Below are 18,991 nucleotides of genomic sequence, written 5' to 3' on the forward strand. Positions count from 1 at the left end.
ACCGCCGCCGGTGCGGGCCGTCTCAGCCGACGACCGTCCAGGTGTCCCCACCGGCGAGCAGCGCCGCCAGATCGCCCTTGCCCTGCCGCTCGACCGCGGTGTCCAGCTGTTCGGCCATCTGCGTGTCGTAGACCGGCCGTTCGACGGCGCGGAAGACCCCGATGGGCGTGTTGCGCAGGGTGTCGGGATCGGCGAGGCGGGAGAGGGCGAACGCGGTCGTCGGGGACGCGGAGCGCGCGTCGTGGACCAGCACCTCCGCCTCGTTCTCCGCGGTCACGGTGACGATCCGCAGATCACCGGTGGCCCGGTCCCGTACGACCCCCTTGGCGCCGTCGGCGCCGAACCGCACCGGCTGCCCGTGCTCCAGCCGGATCACCGCCTCCTCGGCCGACTGCCTGTCCTTCAGCACCTCGAACGCGCCGTCGTTGAAGATGTTGCAGTTCTGGTAGATCTCGACGAGAGCCGTGCCGGGATGGGCGGAGGCCTGGCGCAGCACCTCCGTCAGGTGCTTGCGGTCGGAGTCGACGGTCCGCGCCACGAACGACGCCTCCGCGCCGAGGGCCAGGGAGACCGGGTTGAAGGGCGCGTCGAGTGAACCCATCGGCGTCGACTTGGTGATCTTGCCGACTTCGGAGGTGGGGGAGTACTGGCCCTTGGTCAGCCCGTAGATCCGGTTGTTGAACAGCAGGATCTTCAGGTTGACGTTGCGGCGCAGGGCGTGGATCAGGTGGTTGCCGCCGATGGAGAGGGCGTCGCCGTCCCCGGTGACGACCCACACGCTCAGGTCCTGCCGGGAGGCGGCCAGACCGGTGGCGATGGCCGGCGCCCGGCCGTGGATGGAGTGCATGCCGTACGTGTTCATGTAGTACGGGAAGCGGGAGGAGCAGCCGATGCCGGAGACGAAGACGATGTTCTCCCTGGCCAGGCCCAGTTCCGGCATAAAGCCCTGGACGGCGGCGAGGATCGCGTAGTCACCGCAGCCGGGGCACCAGCGCACTTCCTGGTCGGACTTGAAGTCCTTCATGGACTGCCGGGCCTCGGCCTTCGGCACGAGCGAGAGCGCCTCGATCGTGCCCGTGCCTGCCCCGGACGAGCCGGTCGTCTCAGCCATCGATGGCCTCCTTGAGCGCGGTGGCGAGCTGCTCCGCCTTGAACGGCATGCCGTTGACCTGGTTGTACGAGTGCGCGTCGACCAGATACCTCGCCCGGATCAGGGTGGCGAGCTGGCCCAGGTTCATCTCGGGGATCACGACCCTGTCGTACGCCTCCAGCACCGCCCCCAGATTCCTCGGGAAGGGGTTGAGATGCCGCAGATGGGCCTGCGCGATGCCCTCCCCGGCCGCCCGCAGCCGCCGTACGGCCGCCGTGATCGGCCCGTACGTGGAGCCCCAGCCCAGCACCAGGGTGCGTGCCCCCTGCGGGTCGTCGACCTCCAGGTCGGGCACCTCGATGCCGTCGATCTTCGCCTGGCGGGTGCGGACCATCAGGTCGTGGTTGGCGGGATCGTAGGAGATGTTGCCGGTGCCGTCCTGCTTCTCGATGCCTCCGATGCGGTGCTCCAGGCCGGGGGTGCCCGGCACCGCCCACGGCCGGGCGAGGGTCTGCGGATCCCGCTTGTACGGCCAGAAGACCTCGCTGCCGTCCTCCAGGGTGTGGTTGGGGCCCTGGGCGAACTGCACGGTCAGGTCCGGAAGCTCGTCCGGCTCCGGAATGCGCCAGGGCTCGGAACCGTTGGCGAGGTAGCCGTCGGAGAGCAGGAACACCGGGGTGCGGTAGGCGAGCGCGATCCGGGCGGCCTCCAGGGCGGCGTCGAAGCAGTCGGCCGGGGTCTGCGGGGCGATCACCGGGACGGGTGCCTCGCCGTTGCGGCCGTACATCGCCTGGAGCAGGTCCGCCTGCTCCGTCTTGGTCGGCAGGCCGGTGGACGGGCCGCCCCGCTGGATGTCCACCACCAGCAGCGGCAGCTCCAGCGACACCGCGAGCCCGATCGTCTCGGACTTCAGCGCCACACCGGGCCCGCTCGTCGTGGTCACGGCCAGCGATCCGCCGAACGCCGCCCCCAGGGCCGCCCCGATGCCCGCGATCTCGTCCTCGGCCTGGAACGTGCGGACGCCGAAGTTCTTGTGCCGGCTCAGCTCGTGCAGGATGTCGGAGGCCGGGGTGATCGGGTACGAGCCGAGGAAGAGCGGCAGGTCCGCCTGGCGGGAGGCGGCGATCAGACCGTAGGCCAGGGCCAGGTTCCCGGAGATGTTGCGGTAGGTGCCGACCGGGAAGGCCTTCGCCGCCGGAGCCACCTCGTAGGAGACGGCGAAGTCCTCGGTGGTCTCGCCGAAGTTCCAGCCGGCGCGGAACGCCGCGATGTTGGCGGCCGCGATGTCCGGCTTCTTCGCGAACTTCGACGTCAGGAACCTCTCCGTGCCCTCCGTGGGCCGGTGGTACATCCATGACAAGAGGCCGAGCGCGAACATGTTCTTGCTGCGCTCGGCCTCTTTGCGGGTGAGGTCGAAATCCTTCAGGGCCTCGACGGTCAGTGTCGTCAGCGGCACCGGATGGAGCTGGTAGCCGTCGAGTGAGCCGTCCTCCAGCGGTGAGCTGTCGTAGCCCACTTTCTGCATCGCCCGTTTGGTGAACTCGTCCGTGTTGACGATGATCTCCGCGCCGCGCGGTACGTCGGCGATGTTGGCCCGCAGGGCGGCCGGGTTCATCGCGACCAGCACGTTCGGCGCGTCCCCCGGGGTGAGGATGTCGTGGTCGGCGAAGTGCAGCTGGAACGAGGAGACGCCGGGAAGGGTGCCCGCGGGTGCGCGGATCTCGGCGGGGAAGTTCGGCAGGGTGGAGAGGTCGTTGCCGAACGACGCCGTCTCCGAGGTGAAGCGGTCGCCGGTGAGCTGCATACCGTCGCCCGAGTCTCCCGCGAACCTGATGATCACCCGGTCGAGACGACGAACGCTCTTCGTCCCGCCCGGACCGCGCTGCTCTCCCACGACGGATCCGTCGGCCTGTTCCGCTGTGCTGCTGACCTGACTGGTCACTGAACTGGACCTCCCTCGAGGTGGCTGTCCGGGAGCGGCCTTCCCCAGGCCTCCCCGGATCAACCCTACGTCGGTAAGGGTCGCCTTCCCTCGGCCATTCGTATGACGGTCACTGCCCTGAGACGGCCCGGCGCCCTGATATGTCATGATTTCGTGCCCCAGCGGTGCTGTGCCGGAAGACGCTCCGGCCCACGCGCCGGTTCTGCCGCGACGACCGTCCGGTTCACGGCTCGGTCATGAAGCCCGCCGGCGCCCGATCGGAGCCCCGGCGCCGGCCCTGACGGGGGCACAGTGCCATCCCGTCACGAATTCAGGTAGGTGAGAACCGCGAGAACGCGTCGGTGATCCCCGTCACTGGGCGACAGCCCCAGTTTGAGGAAGATGTTGCTGACGTGCTTCTCCACCGCTCCGTCGCTCACCACCAGCTGTCTGGCGATCGCCGAGTTCGTCCGCCCCTCGGCCATCAGTCCCAGCACCTCACGCTCCCGCGGGGTCAGTCCCGCCAGCACGTCCTGCTTGCGGCTGCGCCCGAGCAACTGGGCGACCACCTCCGGGTCCAGTGCCGTACCGCCCTCGGCGACGCGCACCACCGCGTCCACGAACTCCCGCACCTCGGCCACCCGGTCCTTGAGCAGATAGCCCACGCCGCGGCTGGAACCGGCCAGCAGTTCGGTGGCGTACCTCTCCTCCACGTACTGCGACAGCACCAGCACCCCGAGCCCCGGGTGCGACCTGCGCAGCTGCACGGCGGCCCGCACCCCCTCGTCGGTGTGGGTCGGCGGCATCCGCACGTCGGCGACCACGACGTCGGGCAGCTCGCCCGCCGCGTCCATCTCGGTGATGGTCTTCACCAGCGCCCCGGCGTCCCCGACCCCCGCCACGACGTCATGCCCCCGGTCGGTCAGCAGCCGGGTCAGCCCCTCCCGCAACAGCACCGAGTCCTCGGCGATGACCACCCGCACCCTGTTCTCCACGATCTCCGGCCCCCCAGCGCTTCCGCGTCCGTCGTCGGCCCTCAGTATCGCGCGATCCGCTCCTCGCCACCGAGCCTGTGGACAGATCCCCCGGAGCCTGTGGACAGCCGGACACGCCTGTGGACAGACAGACGTCTCAGCGGCGTCCGGTTCTCGGCCCGCCCACCGGCTCGGCCGACCGCCAGGGAAGCTCCGCCGTCACCCGGGTCGGCCCGCCGGCCGGGGAGTCCACCAGCAGGATTCCGTCCACCGCGTCCAGCCGCCCGGCCAGGCCCGCCAGACCCGAGCCGGCGGCGGCGTCCGCGCCGCCCTCACCGTCGTCGACGACCTGCACCAGCAGCCGGTCCTCCACCCGCCACACGTCGACGGAGGCCGACCGCGCCCGGCTGTGCTTGCTGACGTTCTGCAGCAGCTCGGAGACGGTGAAGTAGGCGATGCCCTCGATGGCCGCCGCCGGGCGTTCCGAGAGGTCGACCTCCACCGTCACCGGCACCGTGCAGCGGGAGGCCACCGCCGACAGCGCCGCGTCCAGGCCGCGGTCGGTCAGGACGGCCGGGTGGATGCCCCGCGCCAGGTCCCGCAGCTCCCGCAGCGCCGTCTTCACCTCGCCGTGCGCCTCGTCCACCATCCGCGCCGCCGACCGCGGGTCCTCCCGCAGCTTCTCCTTCGCCAGCCCCAGGTCCATCGCCAGCGCCACCAGCCGCGCCTGCGCCCCGTCGTGCAGGTCCCGCTCGATGCGCCGCAGGTCGGCCGCCGCCGTGTCGACCACCACCCCCCGGTCGGACTCCAGCTCCACCACCCGCGACGCCAGCCGCGACGGCCCGAGCAGCCCGTGCACCAGCACCCGGTCCACCGTCGTCAACGCCCGCACGATCCACGGCGTCGCCAGCGTGAACAACAGCCCGACCAGCGCGGTCACCGTGATCTCGAACGGGTTGTCGAGGTAGATCCGGTGCTGCTCGTCCCCGTACAACTGGAGCCCGCCCTGCCCGCCGTACATCGGGAACACCCAGAACCACAGCGGATACGTCAGCATCGCCCAGCCGTACGTCCAGAAGGCGACCGCGACGGAGAAGGAGAACACCGCCCACGGCAGGTGCAGCACCGCGTACAGCACGTGCCGCCAGGACGCGCCGCTCCGGAGCACCGCGCCCATCCAGGCCAGGGCACCGCTCCCGCGCTGCCGCAGCGGCTCGGGCGGCGCCACCTCCATACCCAGCAGGGCCCGCGCCCGCGCCCGCTCCACCGAACCGAGGCCCCGGCAGCCGGCCAGCCCCGCCGCCAGCACCGGAATCCCGAGGAACGTCACCAGCAGGCCCGCCCCCAGCGACAGCATCGTCACCACGAACGTGAACAGCACGACGCTGATCGGCAGGCTCAGCAGCAGATAGGCGAACTCGCGCCAGGCCCGCGCCTCGACCGGCGCCCGCAGCGCGAGCGGCAGCCGGTGCCGCCGCGCGCCGCCGGGTCCGTGCCCGTCCGGGTACCGCGTGAAGTCCCCGTACTCGCTGTACTGCGTGGCCATCGGCGTGGTCCGTTCTACTCGTCTCGTCCGCGGGTGTCGTCGTCCACCTCCACCCTCGTCGGACACCGGCCCACGGACCATGGAGGCCATCGGCGTCCTGGACGGGGGGTTATCCCTACCTCGCGGATCCGCCCGGTTCGGTCCGGTCCCGCCACGGCAGCTCGGCGGTCACCGTCGTCGGGCCGCCGGGAGGCGAGTCCACGACGAACATGCCGTCCACGGCGCCCAGCCGCTCCGCCAGCCCCCGTATCCCGGTGCCGCCGTCGAGCCGTGCGCCGCCCCGGCCGTCGTCCACGACCTGGATCAGCAGCCGGTTCTCCACCCGCCACACGTCGACGGAGGCGGACCGCGCCCGGCTGTGCTTGCTGACGTTCTGGAGCAGCTCGGAGACCGTGAAGTAGGCGATGCCCTCGATGGCCTGCGCCGGTCTCGTCGGCAGGTCGGCCGTCACCGTGACCGGCACCGTGCAGCGGGAGGCGACCGCCGACAGCGCCGCGTCCAGGCCGCGGTCGGTCAGGACGGCCGGGTGGATGCCCCGGGCCAGATCACGCAGCTCCTGCAACGCCAGCTTCACCTCGCCGTGCGCCTCCTCGACCATCGCCGCGGCCGCGTCCGGGTCCTCCAGCAGCTTCTCCTTCGCCAGACCCAGCCCCATCGCCAGGTTGACGAGCCTGGCCTGTGCCCCGTCGTGCAGGTCCCGCTCGATGCGCCGCAGGTCGGCGGCGGCCGTGTCCACCACGACCCCCCGATCGGACTCCAGTTCGGCGATCCGCCGCTCCAGTTCGTCGGACGGGGACAGCAGCGCCCGCACCATCGCCCGGTCCGCGTTGGCCAGTCCGCGCGCCAGGAACGGCAGCACCGGCCACAGCACGAACAGCGAGACGAGAACGGTCGTGAAGGTGAGGATCCCCCACGGCAGCCGGACGAAGTCGTACAGCACCGTCCGCCAGGCCACCGGGTCCTTCAGCGCCAGCCACATGCCCTGGAGGAAGTTGCCCGCCCGGCGCAACGGCAGCGGACTCGGCTCGTCGATCCGCACCCCGAGCAGCCGACGCGCCCGCCCCCGCTCGAACCGGCCGATCAGCCGCGCCCCCAGCAGCCCCAGCGCCAGCAGCGGCAGCCCGGTCACCGTCAGCGTCAACGCGGCACCCGTGAACAGCACCGTCATCACATACGTGAAGCCGAACAGCGACATCGGCAGGTTCGCCAGGAGGTGCACGATCTCCTTCCACGTGTGCACGTCGTAGGGGAGACGCGCCGGCGGCGGACGGTCGTCGCCTCCCGCCACGGCCCGCCCGGCGACGATCACGGCGGTCGGACGCCCCGCTCCGCCGGCTCCGCCGGTTCCGGCGGCTCCGGGTACACCAGCGGCACTGGCGGTTCCGGTTGCTCCGGTTGCTCCGGTTGCTCCGGTGGTTCCAGTGGTTCCAGTGGTTCCGGGAGAGGCCGGGTGTCCGGTGGCTGTGGCCAGGTGTCCGGTGGCTGTGGCCGCGGGCGGGTGCCCGGTGTCGGGCGCGGGCTGGGATACGGTCATATGGGCTAGCGTGCCGTGTGCCGCGCCGTGGTGCCATGGAGTCCGCCGCCCCCTTCGCCTGGGGAAAACCCCACCCCCGTTGCCCCAGACGTGACGGGCTGCTTACCGTGCCTTTATCAGGCCCTAGACTCCCGTGCGTACAGATCGTCGGACAGGCCGAGGCCGGGGAGTGAGGGACGGACGGTGCCGCAGACGTCGCACGAAACGGTGAAGGGCCCGACGGCCGTCGTCGCGTCGGACTACTTCCACTCCTACGCGGTCGTCGGACTTCTCGTCGCCGTGGGCGTGTTGTTCGTCGCGGTCGCGTTCGGCGCGGGCCGCCTGCTGCGCCCGGTGGTCCCCACCCCCGAGAAGCTCCTGACGTACGAGTGCGGCGTCGACCCCGTCGGCGAGGGCTGGGCCCACACCCAGGTCCGCTACTACGTCTACGCCTTCCTCTACGTGATCTTCGCGGTCGACTCGATCTTCCTCTTCCCCTGGGCGACGGTGTTCGCGGCCCCCGGCTACGGCGCCACCACCCTCGTGGAGATGTTCCTCTTCCTCGGCTTCCTGGCCGTGGGCCTGCTCTACGCATACAAGAAGGGCGTCCTGGCATGGACGTGACCCCCTCGGAACCCGTACCGCTCCCGGAGCCGAAGCGGCTGGGCGCTCTCGCCCGCCTCGCCCCCGAGCCGATGAAGGTCGTCCTGAACTGGGGCCGCCGCTACTCCCTCTGGGTCTTCAACTTCGGCCTCGCCTGCTGCGCGATCGAGTTCATCGCCGCGTCGATGGCCCGCCACGACTTCATCCGCCTGGGCGTCATCCCCTTCGCGCCCGGCCCCCGCCAGGCCGACCTCATGGTCGTCTCGGGCACGGTCACCGACAAGATGGCCCCCGCCGTCAAGCGCCTCTACGAGCAGATGCCCGAGCCGAAGTACGTCATCTCCTTCGGCGCGTGCAGCAACTGCGGAGGCCCCTACTGGGACTCGTACTCCGTGACCAAGGGCGTCGACCAGATCATCCCGGTGGACGTCTACGTCCCCGGCTGCCCGCCCCGCCCCGAGGCGCTGCTCCAGGGCATCCTCAAGCTCCAGGAGAAGATCGCGCGCGAGTCCCTCGACGAGCGGTACGCCGCCGGCCCGGCCCGCCCGTCGGCCGCGGCGCTGCAGAGCGGGCTGGTGCGGCCACCGGCCGACGCGTCGGGCCGGACGGCTCCGGGGGAGGCGGACCGATGACCACGGCCGGCTGGCTGCCCACCCCCACCGAGGACCTCTTCGGCCCGGACGCCACGGCCGAGGAGACCTACGACGTCCTGACCGTGGACGTTCCCCCGACCGCCTGGACCACGGCCCTGGAGACCGCCCGCGACCGCCTCGACTGCACCTACTTCGACTGGCTGAGCGCGGTCGACGAACCGGGCACCGGCTTCCGCGTGGCCGCGCACGTCGTCGCGCTCTCGCCGGTCCGCCGGCTGCTGGTGCGCACGACGGTCCCGCACGACGCCCCCGTCCTTGCCTCCGCCGTCGGCGTCTACGCGGGCGCCGCCTGGCACGAGCGCGAGACGCACGAGATGTTCGGGGTCGTCTTCCAGGACCACCCCGCCCTGGACCACCTCCTCCTGCCGGACGGGTTCGAGGGCCACCCCCTGCGCAAGGACTTCGTCCTCGCCGCCCGCGTCGCCAAGGCCTGGCCCGGCGCCAAGGAACCCGGCGAGTCCGAACACGGCGGCCCCAAGCGGCGCCAGATGCTGCCCCCGGGCGTCCCCGACCCGAACGAGTGGGGCCCCCTCAAGGGCCAGCTCCCGCCCGCACCGGCCCGCCCGGCGCGGGGTGCGGCGGGCCGCGCGGCCGGCGAACGACCGACGCGCGCGGCGGCCGGCGACCGGCCGGTACGGGCCGCGGGCGACCGGCCCGCACGGGCCGCCGGGGAGCGCCCGGCACGCCGTACCCGGTCCGCGGCCGAAGGGTCGGTCAGCCAGTCGGCGGACACCCCCTCGACCACACCGTCGGCCACGAACGCCCGGGCTTCGGCGGATGCCCCGGCCCCCGCGGACACTCCGGCTTCCGCGGACACTCCGATTTCCGCGAACGCCCCGGCATCCGCGGACACCTCAGCTTCCGCGACGGGCGTGACGGGCGTGACTGGCGTGACTGGCGCGACGGGTGGGACGGGCGGGACTGGCGGGACCGGCCGAACGGCGTCGACAGCTCCGACGGACCGCTCCGCCCAGCCCGCCCAGCCCGCGCCCCGGAGCACGAGCGGACCCCGCCGGTCCCGCAGCGCGAGCGAGGGCTCGGCCAGCCAGCGGACGCCCGCTCCCGCCGAGACCACCCCGGACCAGGCGCCGTCGCCGTCCCCGCGCAGCTCCGACGCCCCGTGGCACCACGCCCGCCCGGCTTTCGACGACGAACCGGACCCGCGGGGGACCGCGGTACAGCGACCGGCCCCCGCCGAGCAACCGTCCGGCGACGACGGCACCCCCGCCGACGAGCCCCGCCACACCGGGTCCCGCGACACCGCGTCCCGCGAGGACGAGCGTCGCACCGGCGAGCCCCCCGCCGACGAGTCCCGACCCCCTACCGACGAGACCCCCGAGAACCGCCCAGGAGGCCCGCAGTGAACGACGCTCTCGACGTCGCCCTGCGACTCCTGGTCGTCTTCGTCGTCTTCCTCACCTTCCCCCTGATCGTCGGCCAGACCGAGCACAAGGTGATGGCCCACATGCAGGGCCGTCTCGGCCCCATGTACGCCGGCGGCTTCCACGGCTGGGCCCAGCTCGTCGCGGACGGCGTGAAGTTCGCGCAGAAGGAGGACGTCGTCCCGGCCGGCGCGGACCGCCGCATCTTCCAGCTCGCCCCCGCCGTCGCTCTCCTCCCGTACCTCCTCGTTCTCCTCGCCATCCCCATCGGCCCGGGCGAGGGCGCGGTCGGCGAGGTGGTCGACGCGGGTGTCTTCTTCGTTCTCGCCGTGATGGGCGTGGGCGTCCTCGGCTCGCTCATGGCCGGCTGGGCCAGCGCCAACAAGTTCTCCCTCCTCGGCGGTCTGCGCACCGCCGCCCAGCTCCTCGCCTACGAGCTCCCGATGCTCCTCACCGCCGCCTCGGTGGCGATGGCGGCCGGGACGGTGTCGATCCCCGGGATCGTCGACGCCTTCGAGTGGTGGTGGCTGCCCTGGCAGATCGTCGGCGCGATCGTCTTCTTCGTCGCGGGCCTCGCCGAGCTCCAGCGCCCGCCGTTCGACATGCCCGTCGCCGACTCGGAGATCATCTTCGGGGCGTACACCGAGTACACCGGTCTCCGCTTCGCCCTCTTCCTCCTCGCCGAGTACGCCGGGATCGTCGTCCTGTGCGGTCTGACCACCGTCCTCTTCCTGGGCGGCTGGCACGGCCCCTGGGGCGCCGACGGCCTCGGCTGGGTCTGGACCCTGCTGAAGACGGCGCTGCTGGCCTTCGTCGTCATCTGGCTGCGCGTCACGTACCCGCGGCTGCGCGAGGACCAGCTCCAGAAGCTGTCCTGGACCCTCCTCGTCCCCCTCTCTCTCGCCCAGATCGCCCTCACCGGCATCGTCAAGGTGGTGATCCAGTGACCATGGCCGAGCCGTCCCCGCCCACCCGGTCCCGCATCCCCGGCAGCGGCCTCGCCAAGGGCCTGGCCGTCACCCTCCGCACGATGACGAGGAAGACCGTCACCGAGCAGTACCCGGACACCCAGCCCGACCTCCCGCCCCGCACCCGCGGGGTGATCGGCCTGTTCGAGGAGAACTGCACGGTCTGCATGCTCTGCGCCCGTGAGTGCCCCGACTGGTGCATCTACATCGACTCCCACAAGGAGACGGTGCCGGCGGCGACCCCCGGCGGCCGTGAACGCAGCCGGAACGTCCTCGACCGCTTCGCCATCGACTTCTCCCTGTGCATGTACTGCGGTATCTGCATCGAGGTCTGTCCTTTCGACGCCCTGTTCTGGTCCCCGGAGTTCGAGTACGCCGAGACCGACATCCGCGAGCTCACCCACGAACGCGACAAGCTCCGCGAGTGGATGTGGACCGTCCCGGCACCGCCCGCCCTCGACCCCGGCGCGGAGGAACCGAAGGAGATCGCCGCCGCGCGCAAGACGGCCGAGAAGCTGGCCGCCACCCAGGCCCAGGAAACGGCCGAGCCGCAGCAGAGGGAGGGGGACGCGTGAACCTCGCAGCCGAAGCCCACGGCTTCCTCTCCCCGACCGGTGTCGAGATCGCCTTCCTCCTCGTCGGCCTGGCCACCTTCGGCGCCGCCCTCGTCACCGTCACCACCCGGCAACTCGTGCACGCCGCCCTGTGGCTGGTGGTCAGCCTCGGCGGCCTCGCCGTCGAGTACCTCCTGCTCACCGCCGAGTTCATCGCCTGGGTGCAGGTCCTCATCTACGTCGGTTCCGTCGTCGTCCTCCTTCTGTTCGGTCTGATGCTCACCAGGGCCCCCATCGGCCGCTCACCGGACGCCGACTCCGGCAACCGCTGGGCCGCCCTCACCGTGGCCGTCGCCGCCGCTGCCGCCCTGGTGTGGGTCGTCGTCGACGCCTTCCGCACCACCTGGATCGACCTCGACGGCCCGGCCGCCGGCTCGACGGAGGTCACCGGCGCGAGCCTCTTCCAGCACTGGGTCCTCCCCTTCGAGGCACTCTCCGTCCTCCTCCTCGCCGCACTGGTCGGCGCGATCGTCCTGTCCCGCAAGGCGAAGGCGGAGTCGACCCCGCCCCCCGTGAACGCACGGGGTGTCACCAGAGGTTCCCGGATCGTCACAGAGAGTTCCGAGCAGGAAGGCGCCCACTGATGCACCTCGCCTATCCCGCCGTCCTCTCCGCCCTCCTCTTCTGCACCGGCCTGTACGGCGTCCTGGCCCGGCGCAACGCGATCCTGGTCCTGATGTCGGTCGAGCTGATGCTCAACGCCGTCAACCTCAACCTGGTCGCCTTCGACGTGTGGCTCAGCCGCACCGCCGAGGAGACCCTGCACTCCGGCCAGGCCCTGACCCTGTTCACCATCGCCATCGCCGCCGCCGAGATCGGCATCGGTCTGGCGATCGTCCTCGCCGTCCACCGCAACCGCGGCACGGCGGACATCGACAAGCTCCGCGACACCGCCGAGGGCCCCCACAGCGACGACCCCGACGGCCACGGCACCGACAGCGGCGCCCGGACGGCCGAGCCGGCCGAGCGGACCGAGAAGGCTGAGGCCACCGCGTGACCACGACCACCCTCGCCGTCCTCGTCCCCCTCCTGCCGTTCCTCGGCGCGGCCGCCGGTCTGCTCCTGGGCCGCACGGCCCCCGGCTTCGTCCGCCCGCTCGCCGTCCTGCCGACCCTCACCTCCCTCGTCCTGGCCGCCCTGGTCGCCGTACGACAGGGCGGTGACGCGGCCGTCGACGCGGCCACCGAACTCACGCCCACCGGCTCGGTGCCGATCGAGCTCTCCCTGCACATCGACGGCTTCGCCGCCCTCGTCGCCGTCCTGGTCGGCCTCGTCGCCTCCTGCGTGCAGATCTACTCGACCGGCTACCTCCGAGATGACCCCCGCTACCCCTCGTACGCCGCGCTCGTCTCCCTGTTCACCTCCGCGATGTTCCTGGTCGTCTACTCCGGCGACCTGATCGTGCTGCTGGTCGGCTGGGAGGTCATGGGCATCTGCTCCTACTTCCTGGTCGGCCACTACTGGGAGACCCCCGAGGCCCGCGCCGCCTCCATCAAGGCCTTCCTGGTCACCAAGCTCGGCGACGTGCCCTTCCTCATCGGCCTGTTCGCCCTCGCCACCCAAGCCGGCTCCTTCGAGATCACCGAGGTGCTCGGCACCGTCGCGCACGGCGGGCTCGACCACCCCACCGTGATCGCCCTGCTGCTCCTGGCGGGCGTGGCGGGCAAGTCCGCGCAGTTCCCGCTGCACACCTGGCTCCCGGACGCGATGGCGGGCCCGACACCCGTCTCCGCGCTGATCCACGCCGCGACGATGGTCGCCGCCGGCGTCTACTTCATCGCCCGTCTCCTCCCGGTGTTCGAGGCCTCCCAGGCCGCGATGGCCGTCCTCGCCGTCATGGCCGCCGTCACCATGGCCGGCTCGGGTCTCGCCGCGCTCGCCCAGGACGACATCAAGCGCGTCCTCGCCTACTCGACGATCGGCCAGCTCGGCTACATGACCGGCGCCCTCGCCGTCGGCGACCGCGGTGCCGCCGTCTTCCACCTCCTGTCGCACGGCGCCTTCAAGGCACTGCTGTTCCTCGCGGCCGGCGTGATCATCCACGTCGCCGGCACCAACTCGCTGGCCGCCATGTCCCGTATGAGCCACCTGCGCGACCGCGTCCCCGACGCCTTCTGGACCATGACCGTGGCGCTCCTCGCGCTCGCCGCGATCCCGCCGTTCAGCGGCTTCTTCTCCAAGGAGTCCGTCCTCGGCGCCGCCGAGCACGTCACCGCCGGACACACCGAGCACGCCCCCGTCGTCGCCGGCTGGGTCGTCCTCGTCTCCGGCCTGTTCACCGCCCTCCTCACCGCCGCCTACGCGACCCGCCTGTGGCTGCTGGCCTTCCGCGGCCGCGGCCCCGAGGCGCCCGACCACGGCCGGCAGCCCCTGCCGATGACCGTCGTGCTGTGGGTGCTCGCCGTCCCCTCCCTGGCGCTCGGCGGGCTCGCCTACCGCACGCTCCCCGACTGGTTCGACGGCGGGGCCCTCGCCCCGACCCTCACCACCTCCGTCCTCGGCACGGGCCTCGCCCTGGCCGGCGCCCTCGTCCTCTACGGCGCCTGGCGGCACACCACCGCCACCGCCCGCGTCCCCCTGGGCGCGGTCGCCGCCCACCCCGAGGCCGACGCCGGACAGGTCGAGGCCGAGGCCATCGCGACCCACGCGCCCGCCTACGGGGACATCGCCTCCGCCCCCGACCCGGCCGACCCCGGACGGCTCCTGCTCGGCCCGCTCCACCGCCACGCGGCCGCCGGCTTCCACCTGGACGCCGTCTACCGGGCCCTGTTCGTCCGCCCGGTGCAGGCCGGAGCGAGCCTCGTCCGGTTCCTCGACCGCGAGGTCGTCGACACCTACGTACGCGGCGCGGGCACCCTGCCCCGCTGGCTCGGCACCGCCGTACGGCGCGCCCAGACCGGCAACGTCCAGACCTATGTGAGCGCGCTGCTCGCCGGCACCGTCGTCCTGGCGGTCGCCGCCCTCCTCGTCGCCACGGGAGCGTGAGCAGGCGTGACCGATATCAGCGAGTCCGTGATGCAGTTCCTTCTGGCGTTCATCGTCGTCGGCCCGCTCCTCGGCGCCGCCGCCGCTCTCCTCCCGGCCCCGCCGGGACTGAAGGGGACGTCACCCGAGCAGGCCGTGCTGCGGCACGGCGTGACCGTGACCGGCGCGATCCTCGCCGCCGCGATCGTCCTCGCGCTCGGCTTCGACCACGACCAGCCGTCGAAGATGCAGGCCACGACCGACATCAGCTGGATCCCCGCACTCGACGTGCGCATCCACCTCGGCACCGACGGCATCTCCCTCCCCCTTCTGGTCCTGACCGCGCTGCTGACCTTCCTCTGCGCGCTCTACTCCTACTTCAACCCGCCTTCGGGACCGAACCCGAAGGCCTTCGTCGCGCTCCTGCTCGTCCTCGAGTGCGGCACCCTCGCCACCTTCGCCGTCCTCGACCTGCTGCTGTTCTTCCTCGCCTTCGAGACGGTCCTGATCCCGATGTACTTCCTCATCGCCCGCTGGGGCGGCGGGGGCCGGACCCAGGCGGCCTGGAAGTTCATCCTGTACACCCTGCTCGGATCCGTGGTCATGCTCCTCGGCCTGCTCCTGATCGGACTCGGGGCGGGCACCTTCGACATGGTGGCACTCGCCACTGACAACGGCCGGTCGCTGACCGCATCCGTGCAGGCCATCGCCGTGCTGGCGATCGGGATCGGGCTCGCCGTCAAGACCCCGATGTGGCCGCTGCACAGCTGGCTGCCCGACGCCCACACCGCCGCCCCGACGGTCGGCTCGGTCCTGCTGGCCGGTGTCCTGCTGAAGATGGGCACGTACGGGTTCGTGCGCATCCTCCTCCCGGTGGCGCCCGACGGCTTCCACACCTTCGCGCCGTACCTCGCAGCCTTCGGCGTCGTCGGCATCATCTACGGATCCCTGGCCTGCCTGGCGCTCGCCAAGCAGGGTGCGAAGGGCGACCTCAAGCGCCTCATCGCCTACTCCTCCGTCGGCCACATGGGCTTCGTCCTGCTCGGCATCGCCTCCACGACCCCGACCGGCGTGAACGGCGCCCTGTTCGCCAACATCGCCCACGGCCTCATCACCGGCCTCCTCTTCTTCCTGGTCGGCGGCCTGAAGGACCGCACCGGCACGACCGACCTCGACACCCTCGCCGAGGCCACCGGCGCCGCCCTCTACGGCAGGGCACCCCGCCTCGGCGGCCTTCTCGCCTTCGCCGCGGTCGCCTCGCTCGGCCTGCCCGGCCTGGCCGGATTCTGGGGCGAGATGCTGGCCCTGTTCGGTGCCTTCGACCCCGCCGACGACCTCAGCCGACCCGCCTTCCTCACCTTCACCGCCATCGCCGCGTTCGGCACGCTGCTGACGGCCGCCTACCTGCTCGTCGTGGTCCGCCGCGTCTGCATGGGCGCCCTCCCGCAGGACGCCCCGCGGCTCACCGACGTCCGCACTTACGAGTTCGCGGCCTGGACACCGCTCGTCGTCCTGACCGTGGTCGCCGGCCTCTGGCCCAAGGCCCTGCTCGGCCTGACCGACCCGGCCGTGCAGCAGCTCCTCTCAGGAGGCACCCGATGAGCTCCCTGGCCCAGCCCCTGGCCGCGTCGGTGGTCCAGTCCGTCGACTGGCTCGCGATCGCCCCGCCCACCCTCGCGGCGCTCGTCGGCCTCGTCGTCCTCGTCGCCGACCTGTTCGTGTCCGACCGCAGGAAGCCGCTCCTCGGTTGGCTGTCCGTCGCGGGGCTCGCCGCGTCCACGGCCCTCCTGCTGCCCCTCCTGGACGGCGACCGCTCCACCTTCTGCCTCACCGGCGACCCGCGCGCGTGCAGCTACACGGCCGACCGCTTCACCCTGGTCATCCAGTTCCTGGTCCTCGCGGGAGCGCTCCTGGCCGCCCTCCTGTCCGTCACGGCCCTGAAGGACGCCCGCAAGCGGCTCCCCGAAGGGGAGTTCTGGTTCCTGCTGCTGTCGTCCGCCGCCGGCGCCGCCCTCCTGCCCGCCTCCCGCGACCTCGCCACCCTCGTCGTCGCCCTGGAGGTCGCCTCCCTGCCCGCCTTCGCCCTCGTCGGCATCCGGCACGGCGACCGCAGGTCCTCCGAGGCGGCCCTGAAGTTCTTCCTGTCCTCCGTCACCGCCACCGCCGTCAGCCTCCTGGGCATCAGCTTCGTCTACGCCACGACCGGCACCCTCCACCTCACCCTGGTCGCCGACCGCATCCAGGCCGTGGACGGCCAGTTGCACACCCTCGCCCAGACCGGCGTCGTCCTCACCCTCGTCGGCTTCGCCTTCAAGACGGCCGCCGTCCCCTTCCACTTCTGGGTCCCCGACACCTACATCGGCGCCCCCCTCCCCGTCGCCGCCTACCTGTCGGTCGTCGGCAAGGCCGTCGGCTTCTCCGGCCTCATCCTGGTCACGGTCGTCGCCTTCCCCTCGTACGCCGACGTGTGGGGCCCCGCCCTCGCCGCGCTGGCCGCTCTCACCATGACCGTCGGCAACGCCGGCGCCCTCCGCCAGCGGGCCACGCGCGCGTACAGCGCCGTCCGCCTGCTCGCCTGGTCGTCCGTCGGCCAGGCCGGCTACCTCCTCGTCCCGATCGCCGCCGCCGCGTACTCCGACGACCGCGACCACGCGATCGGCTCCACCGTCGCCTACGCCCTCATGTACGCCGCCGTGAACCTCGGCGCCTTCGCGGTGGCGGCCCTCGTCGGCCGTACGAACCCCGCGAACCGACTCACCGACTACCGGGGCCTCTACGCGAAGAACCCCCTGGCCGCCCTCCTCCTGGCCTTCTTCCTGCTCTGCCTGGCCGGACTGCCGCCGGGCATCATCGGCCTCTTCGCCAAGGTCACCGTCTTCTCCGCCGCCGTCGACGCCGGACTGGGCTGGCTCGCCGTCGTCATGGCCGTCAACGTGGTGATCGCCCTGTACTACTACCTCCAGTGGACGGCACTGCTGTTCCGCGCCCCCGAGGGCGAACCCGTCAGGCACCGCGTCCCCGCCCCCCTCACCGCCGCCCTCACCCTCACCGCGGTCCTCGCCGTCGCCCTCTCCGGAGCTCCCCAGCTGATCCTGCGCTTCGCCGACACCACCCTGTTCTGAGCCGCCGCCCCCACCGTCCCCCCACCGTGGGCCCTCACCCGGACGGCCCACGCATGCCCACGGGCGGACAAGGGAACCAGTGGACCTCGCCTGGCGTTGACCAAAACGGGAGGTTCCACTGGACGTGACACCACGACACCCGTGGCACCGCAGACCAAAGGGCAAGATCAGCAAGCAAAGGGTTCCCCTGCCGCACGACTTGGAGGGCGTACCGTGCACCGCCGGCACAACGGGCTCAGGACCGCAGTACTCCTCGGGGGACTGTCCGCACTCATCATCGTCATCGGCAGCTTCTTCGGCCGCACCGGGCTCGTCGTCGCGGTCCTGGTCGCGCTCGGCACCAACGCCTACGCGTACTGGAACAGCGACAAGCTGGCCCTGCGCGCGATGCGCGCCCGCCCGGTGAGCGAGTTCGAGGCCCCGGCCCTTTACCGCATGGTCCGCGAGCTCTCCACCCAGGCCCGCCAGCCCATGCCCCGCCTGTACATCTCCCCGACCGAGGCCCCCAACGCCTTCGCCACCGGCCGCAACCCGCGCAACGCCGCGGTGTGCTGCACCGAAGGCATCCTCCGCCTCCTCGACGAGCGTGAGCTGCGCGGCGTCATCGGCCACGAGCTGAGCCACGTCTACAACCGGGACATCCTCATCTCCTCGGTCGCCGGCGCGCTCGCCTCCGTGATCATGTTCCTGGTCAACTTCGCCTGGCTGATCCCGATCGGCCGTTCCAACGACGACGACGGCCCCGGCGTCCTCGGCATGCTCCTGATCATGATCCTGGGCCCGCTCGCCGCCTCCCTCATCCAACTCGCCATCAGCCGCTCCCGCGAGTACGAGGCCGACTCCGCCGGCGCCCAGCTCACCGGTGACCCCCTGGCCCTCGCCAGCGCCCTGCGCAAGCTCGAGACCGGCACCCAACAGCTCCCGCTGCCCCCTGAGCCCCGCATCGAGACCGCGAGCCACATGATGATCGCGAACCCGTTCCGCCCGGGCCAGGGACTGTCCAAGATGTTCTCGACGCACCCGCCGATGGCCGAGCGCATCGCCCGTCTCGAGAAGATGGCAGGTCGCCACCAGTGAAGACCATCCTGAACGTCATTTGGCTCGTCCTCAGCGGCTTCTGGCTCTTCCTCGGATACATGCTGGCGGGCCTGCTGCTCTGCGTCACGATCATCGGCATCCCGTTCGGCCTCGCGGCCTTCCGGATCGGCGTCTACGCCCTGTGGCCCTTCGGCTACACGACGGTCGAACGCCGCGACGCGGGCGCCCCGTCCTGCGTCGGCAACGTCCTCTGGCTGGTTCTCGCCGGCTGGTGGCTGGCCCTGGCGCACATCACCACCGGCATCGCCCTCTGCCTCACGATCATCGGCATCCCGTTCGGTGTCGCCAACTTCAAGCTGATCCCGGTCTCACTGCTCCCGCTGGGCCGCGAAATCGTGCCCTCGGACCGGCCGTTCACCTCACGCTGACGAACCCGCCCCACCCGCACGGGTGGCTCGCTCGTCCACAACCGGCCGGTCGTCCACAGCCCGGGCCCGGCCGTCAGTGGTGGCCCGCATCATGAACGCATGACCGAGGACGAGCAGTTGCCGGCCAGGGGCCGTCAGGGGCTCGCCAGGGGGCCGGCCAGAGCGGCCACGCCCC

Annotated in this window: 17 protein-coding genes; 12 read left to right on the plus strand and 5 right to left on the minus strand. The window is 71.8% G+C overall.

The annotated features are described in order from the left end of the window. Nucleotides 1–22: 22 nt before the first annotated feature. The 5 genes from ACIP67_RS12995 to ACIP67_RS13015 form a co-directional block, all read right to left on the minus strand. The gene (locus ACIP67_RS12995; protein WP_401691265.1) at nt 23–1,111 is read right to left on the minus strand and encodes a 2-oxoacid:ferredoxin oxidoreductase subunit beta; all 1,089 of its coding nucleotides are present in this window, start codon (nt 1,109–1,111) and stop codon (nt 23–25) included. Beyond that, nucleotides 1,104–3,032, minus strand: coding sequence for a 2-oxoacid:acceptor oxidoreductase subunit alpha (locus ACIP67_RS13000; protein ID WP_401691267.1), 1,929 nt, complete (start codon nt 3,030–3,032; stop codon nt 1,104–1,106). The genes ACIP67_RS12995 and ACIP67_RS13000 overlap by 8 nt, the downstream gene beginning before the upstream one ends. A 302-nt stretch (nt 3,033–3,334) precedes the next feature. After that, on the minus strand, nt 3,335–4,006 hold the full coding sequence (locus tag ACIP67_RS13005) for a LuxR C-terminal-related transcriptional regulator (RefSeq protein ID WP_385071711.1): 672 nt from the start codon (nt 4,004–4,006) through the stop codon (nt 3,335–3,337). Between the two features lie 136 nt (nt 4,007–4,142). Beyond that, nucleotides 4,143–5,531: a sensor histidine kinase gene (locus tag ACIP67_RS13010; protein WP_401691269.1), complete on the minus strand. Its 1,389-nt coding sequence runs from the start codon at nt 5,529–5,531 to the stop codon at nt 4,143–4,145. Between the two features lie 115 nt (nt 5,532–5,646). After that, nucleotides 5,647–6,837: a sensor histidine kinase gene (locus tag ACIP67_RS13015; RefSeq protein ID WP_401691581.1), complete on the minus strand. Its 1,191-nt coding sequence runs from the start codon at nt 6,835–6,837 to the stop codon at nt 5,647–5,649. Between the two features lie 411 nt (nt 6,838–7,248). Here ACIP67_RS13015 and ACIP67_RS13020 point away from each other — a divergent pair, with 411 nt between their 5' ends. The 12 genes from ACIP67_RS13020 to ACIP67_RS13075 all read left to right on the plus strand — a co-directional run bounded on the left by ACIP67_RS13020 (nt 7,249) and on the right by ACIP67_RS13075 (nt 18,816). Beyond that, nucleotides 7,249–7,668, plus strand: a complete 420-nt coding sequence (locus ACIP67_RS13020) for an NADH-quinone oxidoreductase subunit A (RefSeq protein WP_401691271.1) — start codon at nt 7,249–7,251, stop codon at nt 7,666–7,668. After that, a complete protein-coding gene (locus ACIP67_RS13025) occupies nt 7,659–8,279 on the plus strand; it encodes an NADH-quinone oxidoreductase subunit B (RefSeq protein WP_401691273.1) in 621 nt (206 codons plus the stop codon). The genes ACIP67_RS13020 and ACIP67_RS13025 overlap by 10 nt, the downstream gene beginning before the upstream one ends. Next, nucleotides 8,276–9,664 (plus strand): NADH-quinone oxidoreductase subunit C, encoded by a 1,389-nt coding sequence (locus tag ACIP67_RS13030; RefSeq protein WP_401691275.1) that lies wholly within the window; start codon nt 8,276–8,278, stop codon nt 9,662–9,664. The genes ACIP67_RS13025 and ACIP67_RS13030 overlap by 4 nt, the downstream gene beginning before the upstream one ends. Further along, the gene (locus tag ACIP67_RS13035) at nt 9,661–10,629 is read left to right on the plus strand and encodes an NADH-quinone oxidoreductase subunit H (protein ID WP_389513161.1); all 969 of its coding nucleotides are present in this window, start codon (nt 9,661–9,663) and stop codon (nt 10,627–10,629) included. The genes ACIP67_RS13030 and ACIP67_RS13035 overlap by 4 nt, the downstream gene beginning before the upstream one ends. Before the next feature lie 2 nt (nt 10,630–10,631). Next, nucleotides 10,632–11,225 (plus strand): NuoI/complex I 23 kDa subunit family protein, encoded by a 594-nt coding sequence (locus ACIP67_RS13040; RefSeq protein WP_401691277.1) that lies wholly within the window; start codon nt 10,632–10,634, stop codon nt 11,223–11,225. Beyond that, entirely contained in the window at nt 11,222–11,848 is a 627-nt protein-coding gene (locus ACIP67_RS13045; RefSeq protein WP_401691278.1) for an NADH-quinone oxidoreductase subunit J, read from the plus strand. Before ACIP67_RS13040 ends, ACIP67_RS13045 begins: the two co-directional genes overlap by 4 nt. After that, nucleotides 11,848–12,261 (plus strand): NADH-quinone oxidoreductase subunit NuoK, encoded by a 414-nt coding sequence (gene nuoK / locus ACIP67_RS13050; protein WP_401691280.1) that lies wholly within the window; start codon nt 11,848–11,850, stop codon nt 12,259–12,261. Before ACIP67_RS13045 ends, nuoK begins: the two co-directional genes overlap by 1 nt. Beyond that, entirely contained in the window at nt 12,258–14,249 is a 1,992-nt protein-coding gene (locus ACIP67_RS13055; protein WP_401691282.1) for an NADH-quinone oxidoreductase subunit L, read from the plus strand. The genes nuoK and ACIP67_RS13055 overlap by 4 nt, the downstream gene beginning before the upstream one ends. Before the next feature lie 6 nt (nt 14,250–14,255). After that, nucleotides 14,256–15,830: an NADH-quinone oxidoreductase subunit M gene (locus ACIP67_RS13060; RefSeq protein ID WP_401691284.1), complete on the plus strand. Its 1,575-nt coding sequence runs from the start codon at nt 14,256–14,258 to the stop codon at nt 15,828–15,830. Then, entirely contained in the window at nt 15,827–17,350 is a 1,524-nt protein-coding gene (locus tag ACIP67_RS13065; protein WP_401691286.1) for an NADH-quinone oxidoreductase subunit N, read from the plus strand. The genes ACIP67_RS13060 and ACIP67_RS13065 overlap by 4 nt, the downstream gene beginning before the upstream one ends. Nucleotides 17,351–17,563: 213 nt before the next feature. Further along, the gene (gene htpX / locus ACIP67_RS13070; protein ID WP_401691288.1) at nt 17,564–18,427 is read left to right on the plus strand and encodes a zinc metalloprotease HtpX; all 864 of its coding nucleotides are present in this window, start codon (nt 17,564–17,566) and stop codon (nt 18,425–18,427) included. Continuing rightward, nucleotides 18,424–18,816: a YccF domain-containing protein gene (locus ACIP67_RS13075; RefSeq protein ID WP_401691290.1), complete on the plus strand. Its 393-nt coding sequence runs from the start codon at nt 18,424–18,426 to the stop codon at nt 18,814–18,816. Before htpX ends, ACIP67_RS13075 begins: the two co-directional genes overlap by 4 nt. Nucleotides 18,817–18,991: the final 175 nt, after the last annotated feature.

Origin of the sequence: Streptomyces sp. NPDC088812, from assembly GCF_044750285.1 — a bacterium.
Lineage (GTDB): Bacteria > Actinomycetota > Actinomycetes > Streptomycetales > Streptomycetaceae > Streptomyces.